General features: G+C 60.4%; 15 protein-coding genes and 2 pseudogenes. 3 read left to right on the top strand and 14 right to left on the bottom strand.

What is annotated here, in order from left to right:
• Positions 1-136: 136 nt before the first annotated feature.
• Positions 137-853 (bottom strand): 1-(5-phosphoribosyl)-5-[(5-phosphoribosylamino)methylideneamino]imidazole-4-carboxamide isomerase, encoded by a 717-nt coding sequence (gene hisA / locus QTA57_RS17455; RefSeq protein ID WP_290152833.1) that lies wholly within the window; start codon positions 851-853, stop codon positions 137-139.
• Positions 854-1003: 150 nt separating this feature from the next.
• Between hisA and QTA57_RS17450 the strand changes: the two genes are divergently transcribed.
• Positions 1004-1399 carry a DUF2147 domain-containing protein gene (locus QTA57_RS17450; RefSeq protein ID WP_171558152.1) on the top strand — a complete coding sequence of 132 codons (396 nt, stop codon included), beginning with the start codon at positions 1004-1006 and terminating at the stop codon, positions 1397-1399.
• A gap of 102 nt (positions 1400-1501) precedes the next feature.
• Here the strand turns inward: QTA57_RS17450 and hisH are convergent, their stop codons facing one another.
• The 11 genes and pseudogenes from hisH to QTA57_RS17390 form a co-directional block, all read right to left on the bottom strand.
• Positions 1502-2140, bottom strand: a complete 639-nt coding sequence (hisH, locus tag QTA57_RS17445; protein ID WP_290152829.1) for an imidazole glycerol phosphate synthase subunit HisH — start codon at positions 2138-2140, stop codon at positions 1502-1504.
• A gap of 4 nt (positions 2141-2144) precedes the next feature.
• Positions 2145-2732 (bottom strand): imidazoleglycerol-phosphate dehydratase HisB, encoded by a 588-nt coding sequence (gene hisB, locus QTA57_RS17440; RefSeq protein ID WP_290152826.1) that lies wholly within the window; start codon positions 2730-2732, stop codon positions 2145-2147.
• A 110-nt stretch (positions 2733-2842) separates the two neighbouring features.
• A complete protein-coding gene (locus QTA57_RS17435; protein ID WP_290152824.1) occupies positions 2843-3358 on the bottom strand; it encodes a DUF2478 domain-containing protein in 516 nt (171 codons plus the stop codon).
• 126 nt (positions 3359-3484) lie between these two features.
• Positions 3485-4282 (bottom strand): peptidylprolyl isomerase, encoded by a 798-nt coding sequence (locus QTA57_RS17430; protein WP_290152822.1) that lies wholly within the window; start codon positions 4280-4282, stop codon positions 3485-3487.
• Between the two features lie 6 nt (positions 4283-4288).
• Complete coding sequence (narI, locus tag QTA57_RS17425) at positions 4289-5029, bottom strand: respiratory nitrate reductase subunit gamma (RefSeq protein WP_145210656.1); 741 nt, start codon at positions 5027-5029, stop codon at positions 4289-4291.
• 12 nt (positions 5030-5041) lie between these two features.
• Entirely contained in the window at positions 5042-5746 is a 705-nt protein-coding gene (gene narJ / locus QTA57_RS17420; protein WP_171558160.1) for a nitrate reductase molybdenum cofactor assembly chaperone, read from the bottom strand.
• Positions 5746-7266: a nitrate reductase subunit beta gene (narH, locus tag QTA57_RS17415; protein WP_290152819.1), complete on the bottom strand. Its 1521-nt coding sequence runs from the start codon at positions 7264-7266 to the stop codon at positions 5746-5748. Before narH ends, narJ begins: the two co-directional genes overlap by 1 nt.
• Positions 7263-10997 (bottom strand): annotated as a pseudogene (locus QTA57_RS17405) (nitrate reductase subunit alpha). The gene narH and the pseudogene QTA57_RS17405 overlap by 4 nt, the downstream one beginning before the upstream one ends.
• A gap of 67 nt (positions 10998-11064) precedes the next feature.
• Entirely contained in the window at positions 11065-12672 is a 1608-nt protein-coding gene (locus tag QTA57_RS17400) for an MFS transporter (RefSeq protein WP_171558165.1), read from the bottom strand.
• Between the two features lie 74 nt (positions 12673-12746).
• Entirely contained in the window at positions 12747-14399 is a 1653-nt protein-coding gene (locus QTA57_RS17395; protein WP_171558166.1) for an MFS transporter, read from the bottom strand.
• A 54-nt stretch (positions 14400-14453) separates the two neighbouring features.
• Entirely contained in the window at positions 14454-14918 is a 465-nt protein-coding gene (locus tag QTA57_RS17390; protein WP_290152816.1) for a universal stress protein, read from the bottom strand.
• A gap of 252 nt (positions 14919-15170) precedes the next feature.
• Here QTA57_RS17390 and QTA57_RS17385 point away from each other — a divergent pair, with 252 nt between their 5' ends.
• Both QTA57_RS17385 and pdxR read left to right on the top strand, forming a co-directional pair.
• Positions 15171-15869: a helix-turn-helix domain-containing protein gene (locus tag QTA57_RS17385; RefSeq protein WP_145210637.1), complete on the top strand. Its 699-nt coding sequence runs from the start codon at positions 15171-15173 to the stop codon at positions 15867-15869.
• A gap of 92 nt (positions 15870-15961) precedes the next feature.
• Positions 15962-17452 carry a MocR-like pyridoxine biosynthesis transcription factor PdxR gene (gene pdxR, locus QTA57_RS17380; protein WP_290152813.1) on the top strand — a complete coding sequence of 497 codons (1491 nt, stop codon included), beginning with the start codon at positions 15962-15964 and terminating at the stop codon, positions 17450-17452.
• Here the strand turns inward: pdxR and QTA57_RS17375 are convergent.
• Entirely contained in the window at positions 17449-19887 is a 2439-nt protein-coding gene (locus QTA57_RS17375) for a GcvT family protein (RefSeq protein WP_290152812.1), read from the bottom strand. The genes pdxR and QTA57_RS17375 overlap by 4 nt on opposite strands.
• Positions 19884-22255: pseudogene (locus QTA57_RS17370) on the bottom strand (GcvT family protein). Before QTA57_RS17370 ends, QTA57_RS17375 begins: the two are co-directional and overlap by 4 nt.
• Positions 22256-22271: the final 16 nt, after the last annotated feature.

Genomic DNA, 22271 nt, shown 5'->3' with positions numbered 1-22271 from the left:
CCAGCTCATCCGGCGGGCGCTATGGGCCAGGTTGCCGGAGTTCTCAAAGAGTCACTCTGGACACTGAATGCGGCATGACTATGGAACCGCCCGAATAACCCGAGAGCGACGGCATTTTATGGCAATGGGTGTGAGGTCAGGCCAGCTGCGCCAGGGCGTCCGCCAGATCCAGCGCGCCGTCGTAAAGCGCACGGCCTGAGATTGCGCCCGCGATCACGCCCGTGTCGCGCAGAGCGATCAGATCGGCGAGAGACGAGACGCCGCCCGACGCGATCACCGGGATGGACGTGGCCCGCGCGAGATCGGCGGTTGTGGCCACGTTCGGCCCCTGCATCGCGCCGTCGCGGTTGATATCGGTATAGATGATCGCGGCCACGCCCGCATCTTCGAAGCTCTTGGCTAGATCGGTGACCATCATATCGGTTTCTTCGGCCCAGCCCCGGGTCGCCACCCGCCCGTCGCGCGCATCCAGACCGACCGCCACTTGGCCGGGGAAGGCGCGGGCCGCCGCGCGCACCAGATCGGGGTTTTCGACCGCAACCGTGCCCAAGATCACCCGCGCGATGCCCCGGCTCAGCCACATCTCGATCGTTGCCATATCGCGAATGCCGCCGCCAAGCTGCGCGGGGACGTCCGTCTTGGCCAAGATCGCTTCGACCGCCGCCCCATTGACCGGCTGGCCTTCAAATGCGCCGTTCAGATCTACCAAATGCAGCCAAGCGCAGCCCGCATCCTGAAACGCCCGGGCCTGAGCGGCGGGATCGTCGTTGAAAACGGTGGTCTTCTCCATATCGCCTTTCAGGAGGCGCACGGCCTGGCCGTCTTTGAGGTCGATGGCGGGATAAAGGATCATGGCGCGGGCTTTCCAGGTGTATTCAGCGCCGCCCTTTTGGCGCAGCCGCGACCGATTGCCAAGCCAGAGACCCAAGTGACCCCAACGTCAGGCTTGCCAGAGGGGCCGCCCATGCCTCACCATCTTGCCAATCTGTGGGAGGAGACGATCATGAAACATCTTATTTTGGCGGCTGCCGCCAGCCTCGCGATGACTGGCATGGCGAGCGCGGACGATCTTATCGGCAATTGGCGGACGGCACCGGACGACAATGGCAATACCGGGATCATCCAGGTGCAACAATGCGGCGCGGCGCTCTGCGGGACGCTGATCGAGGCCTTTGATGCCTCGGGTGCGACGATGACCTCGGAGAATGTTGGGCGTCAAATCATCTGGGACACCATGCCCGAGGGCGGTGGCGAATATCGCGGGCGGCTCTATTCGCCGGATCGCGACCGTACCTATCGCTCGCGTTTGCAGCTCTCAGGCGATCAACTGGTCGTCTCGGGCTGCGTTATGGGCGGGGCCGTGTGCCGCGAAGGCGGACGCTGGCAGCGGGTTAACTGAGCGGTTCCATCTAGTTCATGGCAATGCGGTGTGGCGATGGCCCCAAAGGGGCCTGAGCCGCACCGCGCCACCGCGCCGGTCCGATACGGACCGGCGCAAGCCCTAAGGGGCCCAACCCAGAAAGTTTGAAATCAGCCGTAGCCCCGCGTGCTGACTCTTTTCCGGATGGAACTGTGTGCCGACCACATTGTTCCGCCCGACAATCGCGGTCACCGGCCCGCCATAATCCACATGCGCCAAGAGGTCGCCCGGTTCGGCCACCTGCATATGATAGGAATGCACGAAATAGGCGTGATTGCCGGTCTCCAACCCGGCCAAGACCGGATGGGCCTGATCGATCACCAGATCGTTCCAGCCCATATGCGGCACTTTCATCCGCGGCTCTGAAGGCTTGATGCGGACCACCTCGCCCGGAACCCAACCAAACCCCGCCACATCCTCATATTCCCGGCCCCACGAGGCGAGCATCTGCATGCCCACACAGATGCCGAGGAATGGCACGCCGCGCGTCTCGACAGCTTCAACAATCGCCTCTTCCAGCCCGTCTATCGCTTGCAGGCCACGCCGACAGGCCGGAAATGCTCCATCACCGGGCAGCACAACGCGGCTGGCGCGCGCCACATCCTCGGGCCGGTCGGTCACGATCACCGGTTCATAGCCACCTTCGCGTGCCATGCGTTGAAACGCCTTCTCTGCGGAATGCAGATTGCCGCTGTCATAGTCGATTAAAACGGTGGTCATATGCTCAGAGACTGCCCTTGGTCGACGGCACGGCATCGGCCTTGCGCGGGTCGGTTTCAACCGCCTCGCGCAACGCCCGCGCGACCGCTTTGAATGCCGCCTCAGCGATGTGGTGGCTATTGATCCCGTGGATTTGGTCCACATGCAGTGTGATCCCGCCATGGGTCGAAAACGCCTGGAAAAACTCGCGCACCAGTTCTGTATCGAAGGCACCGATCTTCGCGGTGGGCATCTCCACATGCCAAACCAGATAGGGCCGCCCGCTCAGATCAAGCGCGGCGCGTACCAAAGCGTCATCCATCGGCAAAAGACAGGCACCATAGCGCCGGATGCCACGTTTGTCGCCTAGCGCGGCCGTCAGCGCTTGGCCAAGCGCGATACCCACATCTTCAACGCTGTGGTGATCATCGATATGCAGATCACCGGCGCAGCGGATTTTCATATCGATCAGCGAATGGCGCGCCAGTTGATCCAGCATATGGTCAAAAAAGCCTATGCCGGTCTGATTGTCATAAACCCCTGTGCCGTCGAGATTAATCTCGACACGGATATCGGTTTCTGCCGTCTTGCGGCTGATCTCTGCGCTGCGCATTGGGGCGCCTCCGGTTCTGATCTCCGGCGCGTTATAGGCGCGGGCGGGCCCGCTGCCTAGGGGCGCAAAACGCGCAATCGGTCAGGGTTGCAGATTGAACAAGAGGCCGCTCAGGCTGCCTCTGCCGTCAAATGCGCTTTGACCCAGTCCACAAGTGCGGTTTCCTCAGGCGGCAAGGCCTCGCCGAGATCGGCCGTAAACTCCATAAACGCATCTTGGTTTAACGCGTTTAACCCGACCAAAACCGGCAAGCCCAGTTCCAGGGCTTCGGCGATCACCGGGCGAAACCCGCGCCCCTCGGCCTCATGTTTTCCGAACTTGTTGACGATCAGAAGGTCGACGCCCGCGCCGAGATTGGTCTGAACCTGCGCGACGGCCTGTTCCAAGGCCTCTGGGTCTAGCCGACAACCGCGCGAGGCTTTGCCGAGGTCTTGCGAGATGCGGATCACCGGGCCATCGGGCAGAACGCGGACATCCATGTCGCAAGCATGGCAGGTTTCGCGATCGGTATTGATCTGCACGGTGCCTGCGGCCTTTACGCCGCACGCGGCCAGACGGGCGGCGACGCCCGCCAAAAGCAGATCTGTATCGCCGCGGCCGGGCGCTATGGTGTATGCGATGTTCATATCAATCCTCGTTCTTACAGATTGCCAAAAGCACGGAGCGTCGCCAACCCTTCGGCTTCAAAGCCTGTGTCTCGCGGCGGCCGGGGTGGGGCTGAAGATAGCATGGTCGTCATCCAGTTGGCAGGCTCAGATCGGCGCCATGTCGGCGCCAGTGATTTCGGCCCCTGCCACTAGGTCATTCACATAAGTTTGCGCCGCACGGGTCCAGGCGGCCTTTTCCATCGCCTCAGAGATTTTTGGCCGCACGGCGTCATAGGGTAGGGTTTTCCGCGCGCCAAGCGCATCCATGCGGATGATGTGATAGCCATGCCGGGTCAGAACAGGCTCGGGCGTGATGTCGCCTTCATCCATACCGCGCAGAGCGGCCTCAAACTCCGGCACGGTGTCGCCCGGGCCAAGCTGGCCCAACGCGCCGCCATTCGCTTTCGAGCCGCAATCGCTGTTGTTGCGGGCCAGCTTGGCAAAGCTTGTTGGGGTCTCAAGGGCCAGCTCAATCAGACCCGCGGCCCGTTTCTGGGCAATCTCGCACATCTCTTCGTCGCGCGGGTCGCAGGCGACGAGGATATGGGACACTTCCCAAAGCGGCGGCGTCTTGAACCGGTCCGGGTCCTTCTCCCATTCGGCTTTAATGTCAGCTTCGTCGGGGGTGTCCGCCACGACGGCGGTGTCGAGAAGGCCCCGGATCAGGGCCTCCTCTTCGGTTTCAAACTGCCCCGGCCCAATCTCTTCCGGCGCGGGTGTCAGCCCTTGCCGTGCCGCCTCTTGCAACAGAAGCGTGCGGATCGCTACGGCCTGCGCCGCTTTTCGCCAGGCGATGCCGGGCTTGCCTTTCGGCGCGGCGTGGTTTTGCGCCTCGGCGGCAATCTGGGCTTGGGGCACCAGCTCGCCGTTGACGATTAGATCGGGAAAAAGGGCAGTGCTCATCGGGCCTTACTCCGCTGGCGTCTGAGGTTTGGCCGACCGTGCCGGCAAGGAGGTTTGACGGCGCGAGCGCACCACCTGATAGCCGGGCCGCCAAAGATAGCGGATCGGGGCCGAGATCATGTGCACCAACCGGGTGAACGGGAAGAGCATGGTGATCAAAAGACCTAGGAAGATGTGGATTTTGTAGAGCCAATGCACATCCACAACCATGAGCCAGGCGTTCAGGTTCCAGGTCACCACGCTTTGCGACCAGGTCATGAAGCGGACCATTTCGGCACCATCCATGTGCTGCATTGTCTGCGTGATCGTCAGCAGCCCGATCAAGAGTTGCAGCCAGATCAGGCCCAGAATGCCGATATCAGCAAAGCTGGAGGTGGCCCGAATACGCGGATCGGTCAGGCGGCGATGCATCAGCATGGTCGCCCCGATCAGCGCGACGATCCCCGCAATGCCGCCAACCACAACCGCAAGCCACTGTTTCAAGGCGTAGGGTATGCCCAAGGCATCCAGCACCCAGACCGGCGTGAACAGCCCTAAGAGGTGGCCGAAAAACACCGTCAGAATACCCACATGGAAGAGGACGGAGCCCAGGATCAACTGCTTGCGCCGCAGCAATTGCGAGGAGCTGGATTTCCAGGTGTAGGGGTCGCGTTCATAACGCGCGATGGTGCCCACCAGCAGCACGGTCAGTGCGACATAGGGCATGACTCCAAAGATGATGAAGTCGAGGCTGAAGTTCGAAAACATGTCTCTTTCTCCCTATTCGGCCGCGTGTTGCGGAGCGGTGGGTACGGGGGTCTCCATACGCGAGAGCATCTCGCGCACTTGTGGGCAGCCGGCATTGGGGTCAGGGCCGAACACGACCTCGCTTTCTTCCCAAACCTGGTCCAGCGCCTCCAGATCATTGGGGTCTGTCTCGGGCTCTTCCAGCAACTCGGCCACGGCAGCGGCGTCCGCTTTGTGACCGGAAAGCTGTAAAAGAGCGGCGAACACGGCACCATACGGGCTTTCGCGCCGGTCGAGCCGGTCAGCCAAAGCTTGGAATATATGGGCCGCGTCCGCCAAAGTATCCTGTACCTCGACGAAGGGACGCGTGGACAGGAATTCGAGCAAGACTGGCAAGTGATCGGGCAGTTCCGAGGTCATGGGTTCAAACCCAGCCTCGCGATAGGTCTCCATCAGGCTGACCATGGCACCGCCCCGATCCCGGCTTTCGCCATGGACATGCTCAAACAGGTTGAGCGAGAGGGTGCGCGAGCGATCGAAGAGCATCACGAAGCGCTCTTCCAGGTCATAGATATCGCTTTGGGCAATATCCTCGACCAGCGGGCGCAATGCCCGACGGGCCGCCGCGGTAAGCCTTGTATCGGAGGCCAGGACGCCTCCGATTTCCGGCATCGCCTCCTGCAGCTCCCGCGTCGGGTAGCTGAGGATGAGCGAAAGGGCTTTTAAGGTGCGGTCCATTACATCGCCTCCGGCATTTTTAGGGGTTTCTTGGACCCGCCGAAGAGCGAGCCTTTGTTGATGCCGGGTGAGCAGCCATTGGTATCGGTAAAGCCGCAGCCACCGCGCAGATCATAAGCATCTTCGACCTGTTCCCGGTGCGTGGTCGGGATCACAAACCGGTCTTCGTAATCGGCAAGGGCCATGATTTTATACATTTCCTCGATCACCCGACCGGAGAGACCCGCCCGCGCGGCAATGCCCTCGTCGATCACGCCATCCACGGTTTTCGACCGCATATAGGCGCGCATCGCCAGCATCCGCTCCAGCGCTTGAGCCACCGGTGCCTCATCGCCCGCTGTCAGCATATTCGCCAGGTATTTCAGCGGGATGCGCAAGGACCGGACATCTGGCATCGCGCCATCGACGCCAATCGCACCGGCCTCGGCGGCGTTTTGGATCGGGGAGAGCGGCGGGATGTACCAAACCATTGGCAGGGTCCGATATTCCGGATGCAGCGGGAAGGCGACTTTCCATTCCATTGCCATTTTCCAGATCGGGCTTTCCTGCGCCGATTTCAGCCAATCCTCGGGGATGCCATCGGCCCGCGCGGCTTCGATCACGCCGGGATCATTGGGGTCGAGGAAGACACCCAATTGCGCATCGTACAGATCGGTGGTGTTGGCCTGATTGGCCGCCTCTTCGATCTTGTCGGCATCATAAAGCATCACGCCGAGATACCGGATGCGCCCCACACAGGTCTCAGAACAGACTGTCGGGTTGCCGCTTTCGATCCGCGGGTAGCACAAGGTGCATTTCTCGGATTTGCCGCTTTCCCAGTTGTAATAGACCTTCTTGTAGGGGCAGCCCGAGACACACATCCGCCAGCCCCGGCATTTCTCCTGGTCGATCAGAACGATGCCGTCTTCCTCACGCTTATAGATCGCGCCGGACGGGCAGGAGGCGGCGCAAGTCGGGTTCAGGCAATGCTCGCAGAGGCGGGGGAGATACATCATGAAGGTGTTCTCGTATTCCCCGTAGATCTCCTTCTGGACGCCCTCGAAGTTGTAATCCTGAGACCGTTTCGCGAATTCGCCGCCTAGGATTTCCTCCCAGTTCGGGCCTTTCTCGATCTTCTCGATCCGCTCGCCGGTAAGTTTTGAGAACGGGCGCGCCGTCGGGAACGCCTTCATCTCGGGCGCCGATTTCAGGTGGTCATAGTCGAAATCGAACGGCTCATAGTAATCGTCGATCTCGGGCAGATCGGGATTGCCGAAGATATTCGACAGGATCCGCCACTTGGCCCCCTGTTTCGGCTGGAGCTTGCCCCCTCGGGTCCGCGTCCAGCCGCCATTCCAGCGCTCCTGGTTTTCCCAATCCGTGGGATAGCCGGTGCCCGGTTTGGTCTCCACATTGTTGAACCAGGCGTATTCGACGCCTTCGCGGCTGGTCCAGACGTTTTTGCAGGTGACTGAACAGGTGTGACAGCCAATGCATTTGTCCAGGTTCAGAACCATGCCGATTTGTGCGCGCACTCTCATTGGGCTGCCTCCGATTTGGTTGCCTCTTGGTCGAGCCAATCGACCTTTCGCATTTTTCTGAGAACGATGAACTCATCCCGGTTTGCGCCGACGGTTCCGTAGTAGTTGAAGCCATAGGCCTGATGGGCGTAGCCGCCGATCATATGGGTGGGTTTCAGCGTGGCCCGTGTGACGGAGTTGTGGATGCCGCCCCGGTTGCCGGTCTTCTCGGAGCCCGGCGTGTTCACGATTTTCTCCTGCGCGTGATACATGAAGATGGTGCCATCTTTCATCCGCTGAGAGACAACCGCGCGAGCCGTGAGCGCCCCGTTGGCATTATAGGCCTCCACCCAGTCATTATCAGCGATCCCGACGCTTTTGGCGTCATTCTCACTGATCCAGACCACCGGACCGCCCCGGTTGAGCGTCAGCATCAACAGGTTGTCGGTATAGGTGGAATGGATGCCCCATTTCTGGTGCGGGGTGATGAAGTTCAGCACCAGATGCGGATTGTCCTTATCGGTGTGAATGTCATCGGTAATGGTCTTGAGATCCACCGGCGGGCGGTAGGACATCAAGCCTTCGCCGAAGGCCCGCATCCACAGGTGATCCTGGTACAGCTGTTGGCGTCCCGTGAGTGTGCGCCAGGGGATCAATTCGTGGACATTGGTATAGCCTGCGTTGTAGCAAACCTTTTCGCTTTCAAGCCCCGACCAAGTCGGGGAAGAGATGATCTTCCGCGGTTGCGCCGCGATATCGCGGAACCGGATTTTCTCATCCTCTTTCGGCTTGGCCAGGTGGGTGTGATCGCGGCCCGTCGCCTTGGAGAGCGCATCCCAGGCTTTGACCGAGACCTCGCCATTGGTTTCCGGCGCCAGCATCAACACCACTTCCGAGGCGTCGATATCGGTGACGATCTTGGCGCAGCCTTTCGCGGGACCATCTTCCCAGACACCGTTCAGATCGCGCAGATGCTGCACCTCATGTTCGGTGTTCCAGGCGATGCCTTTGCCGCCATTGCCAAGCTTGTCCATCAGCGGGCCAAGGGCCACGAAGCGGTCATAGATCGCCGTATAGTCCCGCTCCACCGGCACATAGTTCGGCGCGGTTTTGCCAGGGATCAGGTCACATTCGCCTTTCTTCCAGTCTTTGACCTGGTCTTGCGCGATCTCAGCTGGGGTGTCGTGCAAGATCGGCAGGGCCACCACATCGGTCTCCTTGCCCAGGACTTCCGGCGCAACCTCCTGGAATTTCTTGGCAATCGCCTTGAAAATCTCCCAGTCCGACTTGGATTCATAGGCCGGGTCCACGGCCGCCTGGAAGCGGGTGGATGAACGGGTGCATGTCCGAGGTGTTGAGGTCGTTTTTCTCGTACCAAGACGCAGTGGGCAGCACGATGTCGGAGTAAACCGCCGTGGTGCTCATCCGGAAGTCGATGGTCACGAGCAGGTCGAGTTTGCCGCGTGGGGCCTCGTCGTACCATTTGGCTTCTTTCGGCAATTGCTTGCCTTCCTCGCCCAGATCCTTGCCCAGAACGCCATGATCGGTGCCAAGTAGGTGCTTGAGGAAGTACTCATGGCCTTTGCCGGAGGAGCCCAGAAGGTTCGAGCGCCAAACAAAGAGGTTGCGCGGCCAGTTCGCCGGGTTGTCTGGGTCTTCGCAAGACATTTCCAGATCGCCTGATGTGAGCTGTGCAGCGATGTAATCCTTGGGCTCCTGACCCGCCGCTTTGGCGGCCTTCACCACCTCCAGCGGGTTGGTCTTGAGCTGCGGGGCCGAGGGCAACCAGCCCATCCGTTCCGCTCGGATGTTGTAGTCGATCATCGTTGCGTCCCAATCGCCTTCCGGCGCGGTGGGCGAGAGGATCTCGTCGGAGGTCAGCTGCTCATAACGCCACTGATCCGTATGGGCATACCAAGCGGAGGTGGAGTTCATGTGCCGGGGCGGACGACCCCAGTCGAGCGCAAAGGCCAAGGGCAGCCAGCCGGTCTGCGGGCGGAGTTTCTCCTGACCCACATAGTGGGCCCAACCACCCCCGATTGCCCGACGCAGCCACACATCACCAACATGTTGATGACGCCGCGATAGTTCATATCCATGTGGTACCAGTGGTTCATCGCCGCACCGATGATGACCATCGATCTGCCTTGGGTTTTTTCGGCGTTTTGCGCGAACTCCCGGGCGACATGGATGATTTTATCGGCGGAAACGCCGGTGATTTTCTCGGCCCAGGCGGGGGTGCCCGGCACGTCATCGGCATAGTCGGAGGCGACCCAATCGCCGCCCAGGCCCCGGTCGAGGCCATAATTGGCGCAGAACAGGTCGAAGACCGTGGCGACTTTGATCTCCCCTTCGGCGGTGTTGACCACCTTGACCGGAATATGCCGGGTCAGGACATCGGGGCGCGTGTCGCCAGTGGTGAATTGCTCGGTCGCCGCGGCACCGAAATAGGGGAAGTCGACGCCCAAAACATCGTCATGATCATCATCGAGGATCAGCGACATTTTTAGATCGGTCTCAGCCTCACCAGCGCGTTCTTCGAGGTTCCACTCGCCGTCTTCGCCCCACCGATAGCCGATCGAGCCATTCGGTGCGACCAAGCCGCCTGTGGCATTGTCATAAGCGACGGTTTTCCATTCGGGGTTGTTGTCTTCCCCCAGTTTGCCGTCGAGATCATCGGCGCGTAGGAAACGGCCCGGGATCAGGCGCCCGTCTTTCTCTTCGAGCTTCACCAGCATCGGGAAGTCGGAGTATTTCCTTGTGTATTCCTCGAAATACTCGGCCTGACGGTCCAAATGGAACTCACGCAGGATCACGTGGCCAAAGGCCATAGCCAGTGCCGCGTCGGTGCCTTGCTTTACGTTGAGCCAGACATCGCCGAATTTGGACGCCTCGGAGTAGTCTGGGCAGATGACGGCAGATTTGGTGCCGCGATAGCGGGCTTCGGTGTAGAAATGCGCATCCGGCGTCCGGGTTTGCGGCACGTTCGAGCCCCAAACCAAGAGATAGCCTGCATTGTACCAATCGGCGCTTTCGGGCACGTCGGTCTGCTCGCCCCAGGTCATCGGCGAGGCCGGCGGCAGGTCGCAATACCAGTCATAGAAGCTCATGCAGACGCCGCCCAGAAGCGACAGATAACGCGAGCCAGCGGCATAAGAAATCATCGACATCGCCGGGATCGGCGAGAAGCCGAAGACGCGGTCGGGGCCATAGGTTTTGACCGTATACGCGTTGGCCGCAGCCGTGATCTCTGTGGCCTCATCCCAGGTGGCGCGGACAAACCCGCCTTTGCCACGAGTCTCCACGTAAGACGCACGCAGGATCGGATCGGATTGCAGCTTGGTCCAAGCCGCGATCGGGCTGAGCGTCTCGCGCATTTTGCGCCAGACCTTCATCAGCCGGCCGCGCACCAGCGGGTTCTTCACCCGGTTCGCGGAATAAAGATACCAGCTATAAGAGGCGCCCCGGGCACAGCCACGCGGTTCGTGGTTCGGCAAGTCATGCCGCGTGCGGGGGTAATCGGTTTGCTGGGTTTCCCAGGTGACGATCCCGGATTTCACATAAATCTTCCAGGAACAGGACCCGGTGCAGTTCACGCCATGGGTCGAGCGGACAACTTTGTCATGCCGCCAACGGTTCCGGTAGGTGTCTTCCCAATCGCGGTTTTCGCGGGTCACTTGCCCGTGGCCATTGGAGAACTGGTCCAGTTCTTTGGACTGGAGGAAGTTCAGTCTGTCGAGCAGGTGGCTCATATCTCTTGCTCCCTAGGGGTTACGCGGCCCCGCCCGCAGGGGATCTCCGGGCGGGGGAGATCAGGGTTTACGGGTTCTTGATGTACGCATTGGGGCGCAGGTAGAACCACCAGTTGATGGCGATGCAGACCGTGTAGAAGACGGCAAAGCCATAGAGCGCGTATTGCGGTGTACCAGCGCCCATCTGCTCCCCGAAGATTTGCGGGATGAGGAAGGCGCCATAGGCCGCCACGGCGCTGGTCCAGCCAAGAACGGGCCCAGCCTGTTCTTTGTTGAACGCAACCGCGATCGTGCGGAAGGTCGAGCCGTTGCCGATACCGGTTGCCGCGAAGAGCAACAGGAAGATCAGCAGGAAGGGCACGAAATACGTCTCAGGCGTGGCCGAGGCATAGGCCTGCTGCAGGATGTAGGCGAGGGCGAGCGCACAGCCGACCATCACGACAGAGATGATCTGGGTCACTTTCGCGCCACCAGCCCGATCGGCCCAGACGCCGCCCAAGGGGCGGATCAGCGCGCCGATAAACGGCCCCATCCAAGCGAACATCAGGGCAGACGGCCCGTTCGGGTTCGCCACATCGTGGGTCATGACGCCATCAACCATGATGTGTTGGAAGCCGAAGACCACCTTGATCGTCAGGCCCATCGCGGCGGAGTAGCCGATGAAGGAGCCGAAGGTCATCACATAGATGATGGTCATCGCCCAAGTGTGCTTGTTGCCGAAGATTTTATACTGGCGCGACAGGTTTTGGCCGACTTGGCCGGGGATCATCCGGAGCGCGGCCACGGTTAGAACGATGACGATCGGCAGGACGAACCATTTCGAGATCATGAAGCCGGAGCCACCAACCGCGGCTGGCAACATCAGCCAGAGGCCAAAGCCCGCACAAGCCAGGCCGATGCCATACATGAAGCCAATGATGCTAAACGCGCCGATTGGGTTGGGGATGTTGGGGCTGACATGCTCGTCGCGGATGTTGTTCATGCCGAACCAACCCAGGAAGGCCAACGGGATGAGCGCCAGAAGCCAGACCAGACCGGCGTTTTGGATATAGGTCTCGGTGCCTGCGGGGATGCGCCCGATCAGTGTGCCAGACGTGTTGACCAGCGTTTGCGACGCGCCACCGAAGAGGCCGAAGGTCATCACCAGCGGGATCACGATCTGCATCGTGGTCACACCGAAATTACCCAAACCGGCGTTCATGCCAAGCGAGTAGCCTTGGATCTTCTTGGGGAAGAAGAACGAGATGTTGGACATCGAGGCCGCGAAGTTGCCGCCGCCGATCCCCGACAGAAGTGCCAGGATCTGATACTGCCAGAGCGGAGTATCGGGGTTTTGGAGTGCGATACCCGTGCCGATGGCCGGGATCATCAGAAGCGCGGTCGTAAAGAAGATTGTGTTTCGCCCGCCCGCGATGCGGATAAAGAACGTGGCCGGGATACGCAGGGTGGCGCCCGACAGGCCCGCAATGGCGGTCAGTGTGAAGAGCTGCGAGTTTTCAAACGGATAACCTAGGTTGATCATCTGAACGGTGATGATCCCCCAATAGAGCCAGACCGCAAAGCCGCAGAGCAGCGATGGAATGGAAATCCAGAGATTGCGGTTCGCAATCGCCTTGCCGGTGGAGGCCCAATAGGCCTCGTCATCCGGGGTGTAGTTTCTAAGGTCTTGTCCCACGTGTGTCTCCTTGGACTTGTGCTTTTGCGTGGAGGGTCAACCCGCGGCCCGGAGTGACCGGGCCGCAGATCGCGTTACTTTTGCGTTTGTGGCGTGCCGCCAGCGGGTGAGAGCTTGGCCAGGGCTTCGCGGAGATCGTCCATGTCCTTGAACCGCGCTGTGACGGTCAGACCGGTGCCGCGATCGGCCAATCCAACCCGTTCGCTGCCGGCAAAGATCGTGGCCAGATCGGCTTCGGTTTCTTGGCGGACACGGGCTTCATCAGCGATGGCTTGGTCAACCGACGAGATCACATATTCATCGCCAAACCCGCCTTCGGGCTCTTTCAGCAGGAAGTAGCAAGCCAACCAGCTGATCGCGGCGCCAGCAGAGATGATGAAGAAGAACTGCGACGGCGTGACATACATGAAGATGAAGAGGTAGAAGACCGCGCCGACATTGCCGTAGGCTCCTGCCATACCCGCGATCTGGCCGGTGACGCGGCGCTTGATCGATGGGATGATCCCGAAGGTTGCCCCCTCGGCCCCTTGCACGAAGAACGAGCAGCCGATGGTGATGGCAATCGCGATGATCAACGGCCAGGTGCTGTCGAGCAGACCCATGAGCGCAAAGCCGATGGCGATCCCCAGCATATAGGCCAGCATCACAAAGCGGCGGTTGCCCATCCGGTCTGAGACCAAGCCCCCCATCGGTCGGGCGAAGAGGTTCACGAAGGCGAAGGACGACGCGATGATACCGGCAGTCACCGGGGTCAGCCCCCAGGTTTCCTGGAAGAACAGTGGCAACATCGAGACCACGGCCAGTTCCGCGCCAAAATTGGCGAAATAGGTCGTGTTGAGCGCCGCCACCGAACTAAACGGATAGCGGTCATCCTCCGGCACACCTTTGCGCAAGATCGGAAGGTTGACGCGCAGCACTTGCCAGACCTGGTAGATCACCACCACGACGATCGCGGCATAACAGAAGCTGGCCGTCATCGTGTCGATATAGCCAAGGTTCTGCACCCGCCAGACAAGGATCGACAGAATCCCGATCAGGGGGATGGTGAAGAGGATCAACAGACCAAGGTCGCGATAGGTGGAGACCTCCAAAGCCGCAGCTTTCCGAGGTTTCTTATGGGTGTCTTTGGTCGGACCATCGGTAATGGCGAACCAGTAGAAGACGCCGTAAGCGGCCATGATGATGCCGGAGGTGGCAATCGCATAGCGCCAGCCATCGTCGCCGCCATAGACAGACAAGGCCACCGTCGGGATCGTCAGAGCCGCAGCGGCGGAGCCGAAGTTCCCCCAACCGGCATAGAAACCTTCGGCAAAGCCGATGTCGCGCGGTTTGAACCACAGGGCGGTCATGTGAATGCCGACCACGAAGGAGGCCCCGACCGAGGACATCACCAAACGGGCGAAGAAGAGTTGTTCACGGGTATCGCCGAAGGCGAAGAACAGCGTCGGAATGGCCATAGAGACCATCAAGACGGAGAAGACTCGCCGTGGCCCCCATTTGTCGAGCGCCATGCCGACAACGATCCGCGCCGGGATCGTCAGGGCCACGTTGGCAATAGCGAAGAGCCGCAGGTCGTCCCGGGTCAGCCAGTCGGCGGACCGCAAAATGGACGACGCCAGCGGCGCCATGTTGAACCATACATAGAAGGTGATGAAGAAGGCGATCCAAGTGAGGTGGAGCGCCCGAATTTCCCGGTTTTTAAACCGGAAGACGTCTGAGACTTTCATTTCTAACCTCGGTCGGGCTTAAAGAGTGGCTGGCGTTTCACTGTGTGTTGGGGATCAATCCGCACCGGTCGGAATAATCAGCAGCGGGCATTGCGCCCGGCGGGCGAGAAAGGCCGAAACCGACCCAAAGGTCATGTGGTCGAACTCTTCCACCAGCGCGTCGAGACGGCGAGTGATGAAATTGCCGTCGGGCTTGTGGCTGTGGCGCGCCATGACCAAGAGGTCTGGGCGGCGCTCATCGGCCGCGCGCAAGATCATCTTGCGGGCGTCCCCCTCGGCCATCAGCACATGGGCCGAAAATCCGGCCGCAGTCAGCTCGGCTGCGGCGGCTTCAACGCCGGCCTTCTGATCCGCAAATTGCTCGTTGAACATGTCGTCGGCACCTGCCGTGGCGCTGCCGACATCTTCGATTACCGAGATCAACGTGATGTTGGGCTTGGCGGATGCGAACATTTCCTTGACGACCTCAAGTGTGATCCGCGCGTTGCGCGAATGGTCGTAGGCGATCATGACATCCATCTGTGTCCTCCTAGGTCTGTCCCTTCCCGCTTTGGGATGCGGGTGCTTGCCCAAGGAGGCGCCTAAACTCGGCATTCCGACTTGATCCGGATCAAAAACCGGGATTTTTCTTTTAAAATAAATGGATTACCGAAAACTGTTGTGTCGAGCGAAAACTGGGGTCAAGTTCCCACTCAAGAATTGCGTATCGATTGATTGATATTTATCAAGTAGTCAGACGACAATCGTCAATCACTGTCTTGCGAGCCCTTGATGCCCATTCATGACCTGCCCGAGATTCGGGCCCTCCCACTGTTTGAAGATATGGCACAGGAAAGCTTCGACGCGCTGTTTCGCGGTGCCTATGTGCAGACCTTTCCACCGCAGGTGGAACTCATCACCGAGGGTGACCGGTCGGATTTTCTGCATGTCGTGATCTCTGGCAGTGTCGAGCTCTTCGCGAGTTGGAACCGACGGAACACGACAATGGCCACGGTACGCCCGATATCAACCTTTATCTTGGCCGCCACAATCAAGGACGCGCCCTATCTCATGTCGGCGCGGACAATGGAGAAGAGCCGGGTTGTGTTGATCCCATCAATGGATGTGCGGGATGTGTTTGAGACGGATAGCGAGTTTGCCCGCGCGGTGGTGACAGAGCTGGCGCAATGCTATCGCTCGGTGATCAAGAACACCAAGAACCTCAAACTGCGCAGCTCGATTGAACGGCTGGCGAATTTCTTGATCCGGGGTCATGAAACCAATGGCCACGCGCTGGAATATGATCTGAACCTGGAGAAGCGTCGGTTGGCCTCATTTCTCGGCATGACATCAGAAAACCTCTCACGCGCGATTAAAGCGCTGAGACCCTATGGCGTCGAAATCGATGGCCAAAAGGTCAGGATCACCGATTTGGACGATTTGCGGAAACTGGCCAAACCGAGTCCATTGATCGACGATTACTCGACGTGATCGGCAAAAGACGACTGCCGTGCCGATGTCTTGCGGTTTTTCTTCTGACAGAGCATGTTCTTAGCCAGTCCTAAGTGCTGGAAAGGGTATCTGTGGCCGTTATCTCGGAGCATCATATCTTTTTGTCCGAGGATCATTCGGTGGGGCTGCAAACCCGACTGAAAGAGACGATCACGCGGGCCATCTGGGATGGCCGGTTCTCCCCCGGTGATCGTCTGCCTGCCACCCGCGCATTGGCGCGCCATCTGGGAATCTCGCGGATCACGGTCAGTCTGGCTTACGACGCCCTGGTCGCGTCCGGCTATGTCGTGCCACACGCGCGCAGTGGGTTTTTCGTGGCGGATGACGCCCCTAATCGGCGCGACACGGTCGGGACGGCGACACCGGGCTCGGATCAACGGTTGGATTGGCAGGCGCGCTTGGGGCCTCCGCCAGCGGCGCTGGGCAATCAGGCCAAGACCGAAGACTGGCGGCGCTTCCAATACCCGTTCATCTTTGGTGAGCCTGATTTACGGCATTTCCCGGTGGATGACTGGCGCGACTGCGTCCGTCAGGCGCTGGGCAAACGGTATTTCGAGCGGGTGGCGGATGATGCGGCAGACCGTGATGACCCGATGCTGTTGGAGCAAATCGTCAAACGCAGCATCTCCGGCCGGGGCGTGGCGGCCGAAATGTCCGAAGTTTTGGTCACGACCGGCGCGCAAAACGCCCTTTGGCTCGCGGCCCGTGTGTTGCGGGTACAAGACCCAGACGGCACGATGGTGATGGAGGAGCCGGGCTATCCAGAACTGCGCAACCTGCTGACTGCGATGGGGGTGAAGATCGCACCTGTGCCCGTCGATGAGGAAGGGTTGATCGTTGATCAGATCCCGCCCGGCACAAGCGTGGTTTTCGTCACGCCCAGCCATCAGGCGCCGACCGGCGCCACGATGTCGATGGCGCGGCGCAAGGCGCTTTTGGAGCGGGCCGAGGCGGATGATTTCATCGTTGTCGAGGATGATTACGATTATGAAATGAGCTATCAAAGCCCAAGCTTGCCAGCGCTCAAATCCCTCGATGAGCGCGCCCGGGTGATCTATATCGGCAGCTTCTCGAAATCGGTCTTTCCGGGGCTCCGCCTTGGCTATCTGGCGGCGCCAGAGCCGTTTGTGCAGCATGCCCGCGCTCTGAGGACCATGGTGGTGCGCCATCCGCCCGGTTTGACGCAGCGCACCGTGGCCTATTTCCTCTCGGCCGGGCATTACAACGCCCATTCGCGGCGGATGCGGGCGCGGATGGAGCGGCGCCACTCGATTTTGCGCAGCGCGCTGCAGGCCGAAGGGCTGTTGACCTCCGAAGCAACAACAACCTTTGGCGGGGCATCTTTGTGGCTGACCGGGCCAGAGGGCTTGGACGCCGACCGATTGGCCGTCGATCTTCGCGAGAAAAATGTGCTGATCGAGCCGGGATCAGCGTTTTATGCGTCCGACGCGCCGCCCAGAAACACCATTCGGGTGGGGTTCTCAACAATCCCCACCGCGCGCATTCCTGATGGTGTTCAGATCATCGCCGCCGCAATCCGGGCGCAACTGGCCGAACGCTAAGCCTTCACCCGCTCGCTTTTCGGGTCGTAGAGCGGTTTCAGGCTGGGTGTGGCGGCAATCCGGTCGCCTGCGACTTCGATCTCATAGCTTGAGGCCAGCACATCCGCCGCCGCTTCGCCGGCGCAGGGGACGTACCCCATCCCGATTGAGGCCCCAAGCGTGTGGCCGTAATTGCCCGAGGTGATATATCCAACGATCTCACCATTCCGTAGGATCGGCTCCGCATGGAACAGAAGCGGTTCCGGCTCGGTCAGTTGGAATTGCAGAAGGCGGCTTTGCAGCCCCTCATCCTTGCGTCTGAGCACCGCGTCCCTGCCGATGAAATCCGGCTTGGCCGTTTTCACCGCGAAACCGAGACCCGCCTCAAGCACATGATCCTCGCCGGTGATGTCATGGCCGAAATGGCGGAAGCCTTTTTCGATCCGGCAACTGTCCATCATGTGCAAGCCGCAAAGTTTCATCCCATAGGCGGCCCCCGCCTCAAGCAAAGTCTCAAATACATGCGCGGCCTGATCGGTGGAGACATAAAGCTCCCACCCAAGCTCGCCCACATAGGTCACGCGATGAGCGCGGGCGAGGCCCATACCGATCTCAATCTCGCGGGCCCAGCCAAAGGGAAAAGCATTGCCGGACCAATCCGCCGGGCTGACCGCGCGCATCACATCGCGGGATTTTGGCCCCATGACGCAGATCACCGCTTCGGCAGCGGTCATATCGGTGAGGACGACACTGTGGTTGCCTTTATGGCGATGCAGCCAAGCCAGATCACGGATCAGCGTCGCGGCAGGCGTGACGATAAGATAGGCCGTCTCGCTGAGCCGGGTGATGGTGACATCGGCCTCAATCCCGGCATTTGCGTTCAGAAGCTGGCTATAGACGATCCGACCGACCGGCACAGACATGTCGCCGCCTGCCGCAAAATTCAGGAACGCTTCCGCATCCCGGCCTTCGATCCGAATCTTGCCAAAGGACGACATGTCGTAAAGCCCAACGCCCTCGCGGACCGCTTCATGCTCTGCGCGCTGATTGTCGAACCAGTTCTGGCGGCCCCAGGAATAGTCGTATTCCGGCGCTTGACCGGGATTGGCGAACCAATTGGCGCGCTCCCATCCGGCAAATTCCCCAAAGACGGCGCCTTGGGCTTTCAGATGTTCGTGCAGCGGCGAACGACGAATGCCCCGCGCAGTGGCCTTCTGGCGATAGGGGAAATGATCCGCGTAGAGCAGGCCGAGTGTCTCACTGGCGCGGGTCTTGAGGTAGCGTTTGTTGCGTTGGAACGGCTGCGCGCGCTGGATGTCGACATCGCCGATATCGAACGGGGCAAGGCCCGTGTCCATCCAATGCGCCAGTGCCATGCCAGCGCCACCAGCGGATTGAATGCCGATGGAGTTGAACCCCGCCGCAACCCAATAGCCGTCAAGATTGGGGGCAGGGCCCAAGTGATACGCGTCATCGGGCGTGAAGCTTTCCGGACCATTGAAGAAGGTATGAATGCCCGCCTCCGCCAGCATCGGCACCCGTTCAATGGCCTGTTCAAGGATTGGCTCGAAATGGTCGAAATCCTCGGGCAGTTGGTCGAATTCGAAATCTTCGGGGATCGGACCCCAGGGTTTGGCCACCGGTTCAAACGCGCCAAGCAGGATCTTGCCCGCGTCTTCTTTGTAGTAGGCGCATTCGTCCGGGACGCGCAGCACCGGAAGCTGCGTCAGATTGGGAATGTTTTCGGTGACGATATAGAAATGCTCGCAGGCCTGAAGCGGCACATTCACACCCGCCATCGCGCCAAAATCGCGGGCCCACATGCCGGCGCAGTTGACCACGTGATCGCAGGTGATCGTGCCGGTCTCGCCACCTCGATCCCAGGCCACGCCCGTGACCCGACCGCCCTCTTGGCTCACACCGGTGACTTTCACATTCTCGATCACCTTCGCGCCGCGTTGCCGGGCGCCCTTGGCCATCGCCATGGCGATATTCGCCGGATCGCCTTGGCCATCCAGCGGCAGATAGACTGCTGCCGTCATGCCATCGGTGCTGACATGCGGATAGCGGGATTTCACCTCTGTATCGGTGATCTCCTCCACCTCGACACCAAAGGCGCGCGCCATCGAGGCCTGGCGCAACACCTCTTCGCGCCGCGCCTCGGTGAGCGCCATGGTGATCGAGCCGCAGCGGCGGAACCCCGTCGCAATCCCGGTCTCGGCCTCTAACTCGGAATAGAGCTCTTGGCTGTATTTCGCGAGCCGCGTCATGTTTTTTGAGGCGCGCAACTGCGCGATCAGGCCCGCCGCATGCCATGTGGTGCCCGAGGTCAGGCGTTTGCGCTCCAAAAGCACCACATCAGTCCAGCCGAGCTTGGTCAGGTGATAGGCGACCGAGCAGCCGGCGACACCGCCACCAACGATGACGACACGGGCATGGGAGGGAACTTGGCTCATGCTTTGATCCGTTCATTTGTCGGGTCATAGAGGGTCATCGACGGTTGGATGATCGCTTTCAAACGCTCACCAAAGACGTCGATTTCCACCTCGCCCTCAATGCCGCGATCCACCATACCAAGCGCGATGGCCTGGCCAGTCCGGTGGCCATGGCGGCGGAACTGACGAGGCCCACCCGGGTGTCGTTTTGCCAGATCGAGCTCAGCCCTGGCGCGTCGCGTTCGCCCGGCTCGACCACCATCGAAACCATCCGGCGATCGGCCTCGCCCGCAAGCGGCGCGCCAAGCTCGGCCAGCGTGTAATCGGCGTTCAGGTCATTGCCCCAATGCATATACCCCTTCTCGATCCGCATCGATTCCATCGCATACATGCCGAAGGGTTTCAGGCCATGGGCCGCACCCGCCGCCATAATCGTGTCGAAAGCCTCGGCTGCGATCTCTTTCGGCATATGCAATTCCCAACCAAGCTCACCCACAAAGGAGAGCCGTAGGAGGTCGAAGGGCTGGCCATTTACTTGCGCCGTCTGATGGCTGAGCCAGCTTTTCTCGAGATCGGCCTCGATCGCGCCCTCCAGAACTTTGCGCGCATTGGGGCCGGTGACCAGCATGACCACCGTGTCGTCGGTGGTGTTGGTCAGTGTCAGCCCGGCGGGCAGGGTGGATTTCAGAAGCTCGAAATCCTTCCATTCGGCCACCGCCGCGGTCATCAGGAGGAAATCCTCTTCCCCGCGCCGGGTGATCGTCATTTCCGCCGCAAATCGGCCCTTGGGCGTTGCGAAATAGCCGAGTTTCGTCCGCCCCACCTTCGGCGCTTTGCCAAGGATTTGACCTTCCAGCCATTCCGCCGCGCCCGCGCCCGTCAGGTGATAATGTGTGAGGCCGGTCAGATCGAGGAGGCCTGCCTTTTCGGTGACATGTGCCACCTCGCGCGCAACGGCCTTGTACCAAGGGCCTTCGCGGTCCCAAGTCGCGCAATCCTCCGGGTCGGTGTTGTCACCTGGTTCCGAGAACCAGACCGGGCGCTCCCAGCCCGAAAATGCGCCGAATACGGCACCCGTATCAGCCAGTTTCGGCTGGATCGCGGAAAGCCGCTTGTTCCGTCCCTCGGGCCAGTTGTAGTGCGGGAAGCCCATCGCGTATTCGTGGTCGTAAATCTCCTTGCCCTTGGCGTTGGCGTAGTCCTGATCGGCATAACCCGTGAAACGGCGCGGATCGACGGACCAGCCATCCCATTCCGGCTCGCCTTCGACAATCCAATCCGTCAGCAGCTTGCCAGCGCCGCCCGATTGCACGATGCCAAAGGTGAAGGCGGTCGCCTCAAACGCATTGGGCACGCCCGGCATCGGCCCGATCAGTGGCAAGCCGTCCGGCGCATAGGGGATCGGGCCATTGATCACCCGCTGCAAACCGACAGACCCCAGAAGGGGCACGCGCTCGCAGGCATCCTCGATATAGCTCTCGATCCGCTCCAGATCATCTGGGTAAAGCTGGAAGCTGAAATCATCGGGGCGCGGGTCATCGGCCGATTGCCAATGAATGCGCCCGCCGTTCTCATAGGGGCCAAGCAGCAGCCCGTGTTTCTCCTGACGGAGATAGTAAGACCTGTCGGGGTCGCGCAGCATCGGCATCACTGGCGCGTCGACTAATTCGGGGATTTCTTCGGTAACGAGATATTGGTGCGCCATCACCACTTGCGGGATCATCCGTCCGCCAAAGGGCAGGAAATGCGCCGCAATATCCTGACTGTAATAGCCCGCGGCGTTCACCACGATCTCGCAGCGGATCTCACCCTTTTCGGATTTCACGACCCATTCATCGCCCTGCCGGTCAATCCCGATGACGAGGCAGCCGCGAATGATCGTCGCGCCGCCTTTCCGCGCGCCGGTGGCATAGGCCTGGGTCAGTTGCGAGGGGTCGATATCGCCATCCAGCGGGTCCCAAAGCCCGCCTTTCAGGTCATGATGCTCCATCTGCGGGATTTTCTCGCGCAGATCGTTGAAATCCATCATCTCCATCACGCGACCCTGGCTGCGCGCCATGTCGGCCACATGCGCGAATTCGCGCATCCGTTCGTCGGTATGGGCGATCCGCACGGCACCGGTTTGGTGATAGTTGATCGGATACCCGACCTCATCGCCGAGTCTCGAGAAGAGGTCGATCGAATAGGCCTGGATCGCCATGATGGTCCAGTTGCCCGCGAAGGTTGGGCAATTACCGGCCGCGTGCCAGGTTGAGCCCGCAGTCAGTTCTGATTTTTCGAGAAGAACCACGTCGGACCAACCGGCCTGTGTCAGATGGTAAAGCGTCGAACAACCGACCGCGCCGCCACCAATGATGACGACGCGGGCGGTAGAGGGGAAATCTGCCATATGATTAAGCCGTGGT

This window comes from Fontisubflavum oceani, from assembly GCF_030407165.1.
In the GTDB taxonomy this organism is placed as follows: domain Bacteria; phylum Pseudomonadota; class Alphaproteobacteria; order Rhodobacterales; family Rhodobacteraceae; genus Rhodophyticola; species Rhodophyticola oceani.
The sequence above is the reverse complement of the archived record's forward strand: the minus strand, read 5'-3'. Positions and strand labels throughout refer to the sequence as shown.

What these genes read in the sequence shown, in the direction of transcription:
- hisA (WP_290152833.1), bottom strand. Translation starts at nt 853, where the DNA reads ATGATCCTTTATCCCGCCATCGACCTCAAAGACGGCCAGGCCGTGCGC.
- QTA57_RS17450 (WP_171558152.1), top strand. Translation starts at nt 1,004, where the DNA reads ATGAAACATCTTATTTTGGCGGCTGCCGCCAGCCTCGCGATGACTGGC.
- hisH (WP_290152829.1), bottom strand. Translation starts at nt 2,140, where the DNA reads ATGACCACCGTTTTAATCGACTATGACAGCGGCAATCTGCATTCCGCA.
- hisB (WP_290152826.1), bottom strand. Translation starts at nt 2,732, where the DNA reads ATGCGCAGCGCAGAGATCAGCCGCAAGACGGCAGAAACCGATATCCGT.
- QTA57_RS17435 (WP_290152824.1), bottom strand. Translation starts at nt 3,358, where the DNA reads ATGAACATCGCATACACCATAGCGCCCGGCCGCGGCGATACAGATCTG.
- QTA57_RS17430 (WP_290152822.1), bottom strand. Translation starts at nt 4,282, where the DNA reads ATGAGCACTGCCCTTTTTCCCGATCTAATCGTCAACGGCGAGCTGGTG.
- narI (WP_145210656.1), bottom strand. Translation starts at nt 5,029, where the DNA reads ATGTTTTCGAACTTCAGCCTCGACTTCATCATCTTTGGAGTCATGCCC.
- narJ (WP_171558160.1), bottom strand. Translation starts at nt 5,746, where the DNA reads ATGGACCGCACCTTAAAAGCCCTTTCGCTCATCCTCAGCTACCCGACG.
- narH (WP_290152819.1), bottom strand. Translation starts at nt 7,266, where the DNA reads ATGAGAGTGCGCGCACAAATCGGCATGGTTCTGAACCTGGACAAATGC.
- QTA57_RS17395 (WP_171558166.1), bottom strand. Translation starts at nt 14,399, where the DNA reads ATGAAAGTCTCAGACGTCTTCCGGTTTAAAAACCGGGAAATTCGGGCG.
- QTA57_RS17390 (WP_290152816.1), bottom strand. Translation starts at nt 14,918, where the DNA reads ATGGATGTCATGATCGCCTACGACCATTCGCGCAACGCGCGGATCACA.
- QTA57_RS17385 (WP_145210637.1), top strand. Translation starts at nt 15,171, where the DNA reads ATGCCCATTCATGACCTGCCCGAGATTCGGGCCCTCCCACTGTTTGAA.
- QTA57_RS17375 (WP_290152812.1), bottom strand. Translation starts at nt 19,887, where the DNA reads ATGAGCCAAGTTCCCTCCCATGCCCGTGTCGTCATCGTTGGTGGCGGT.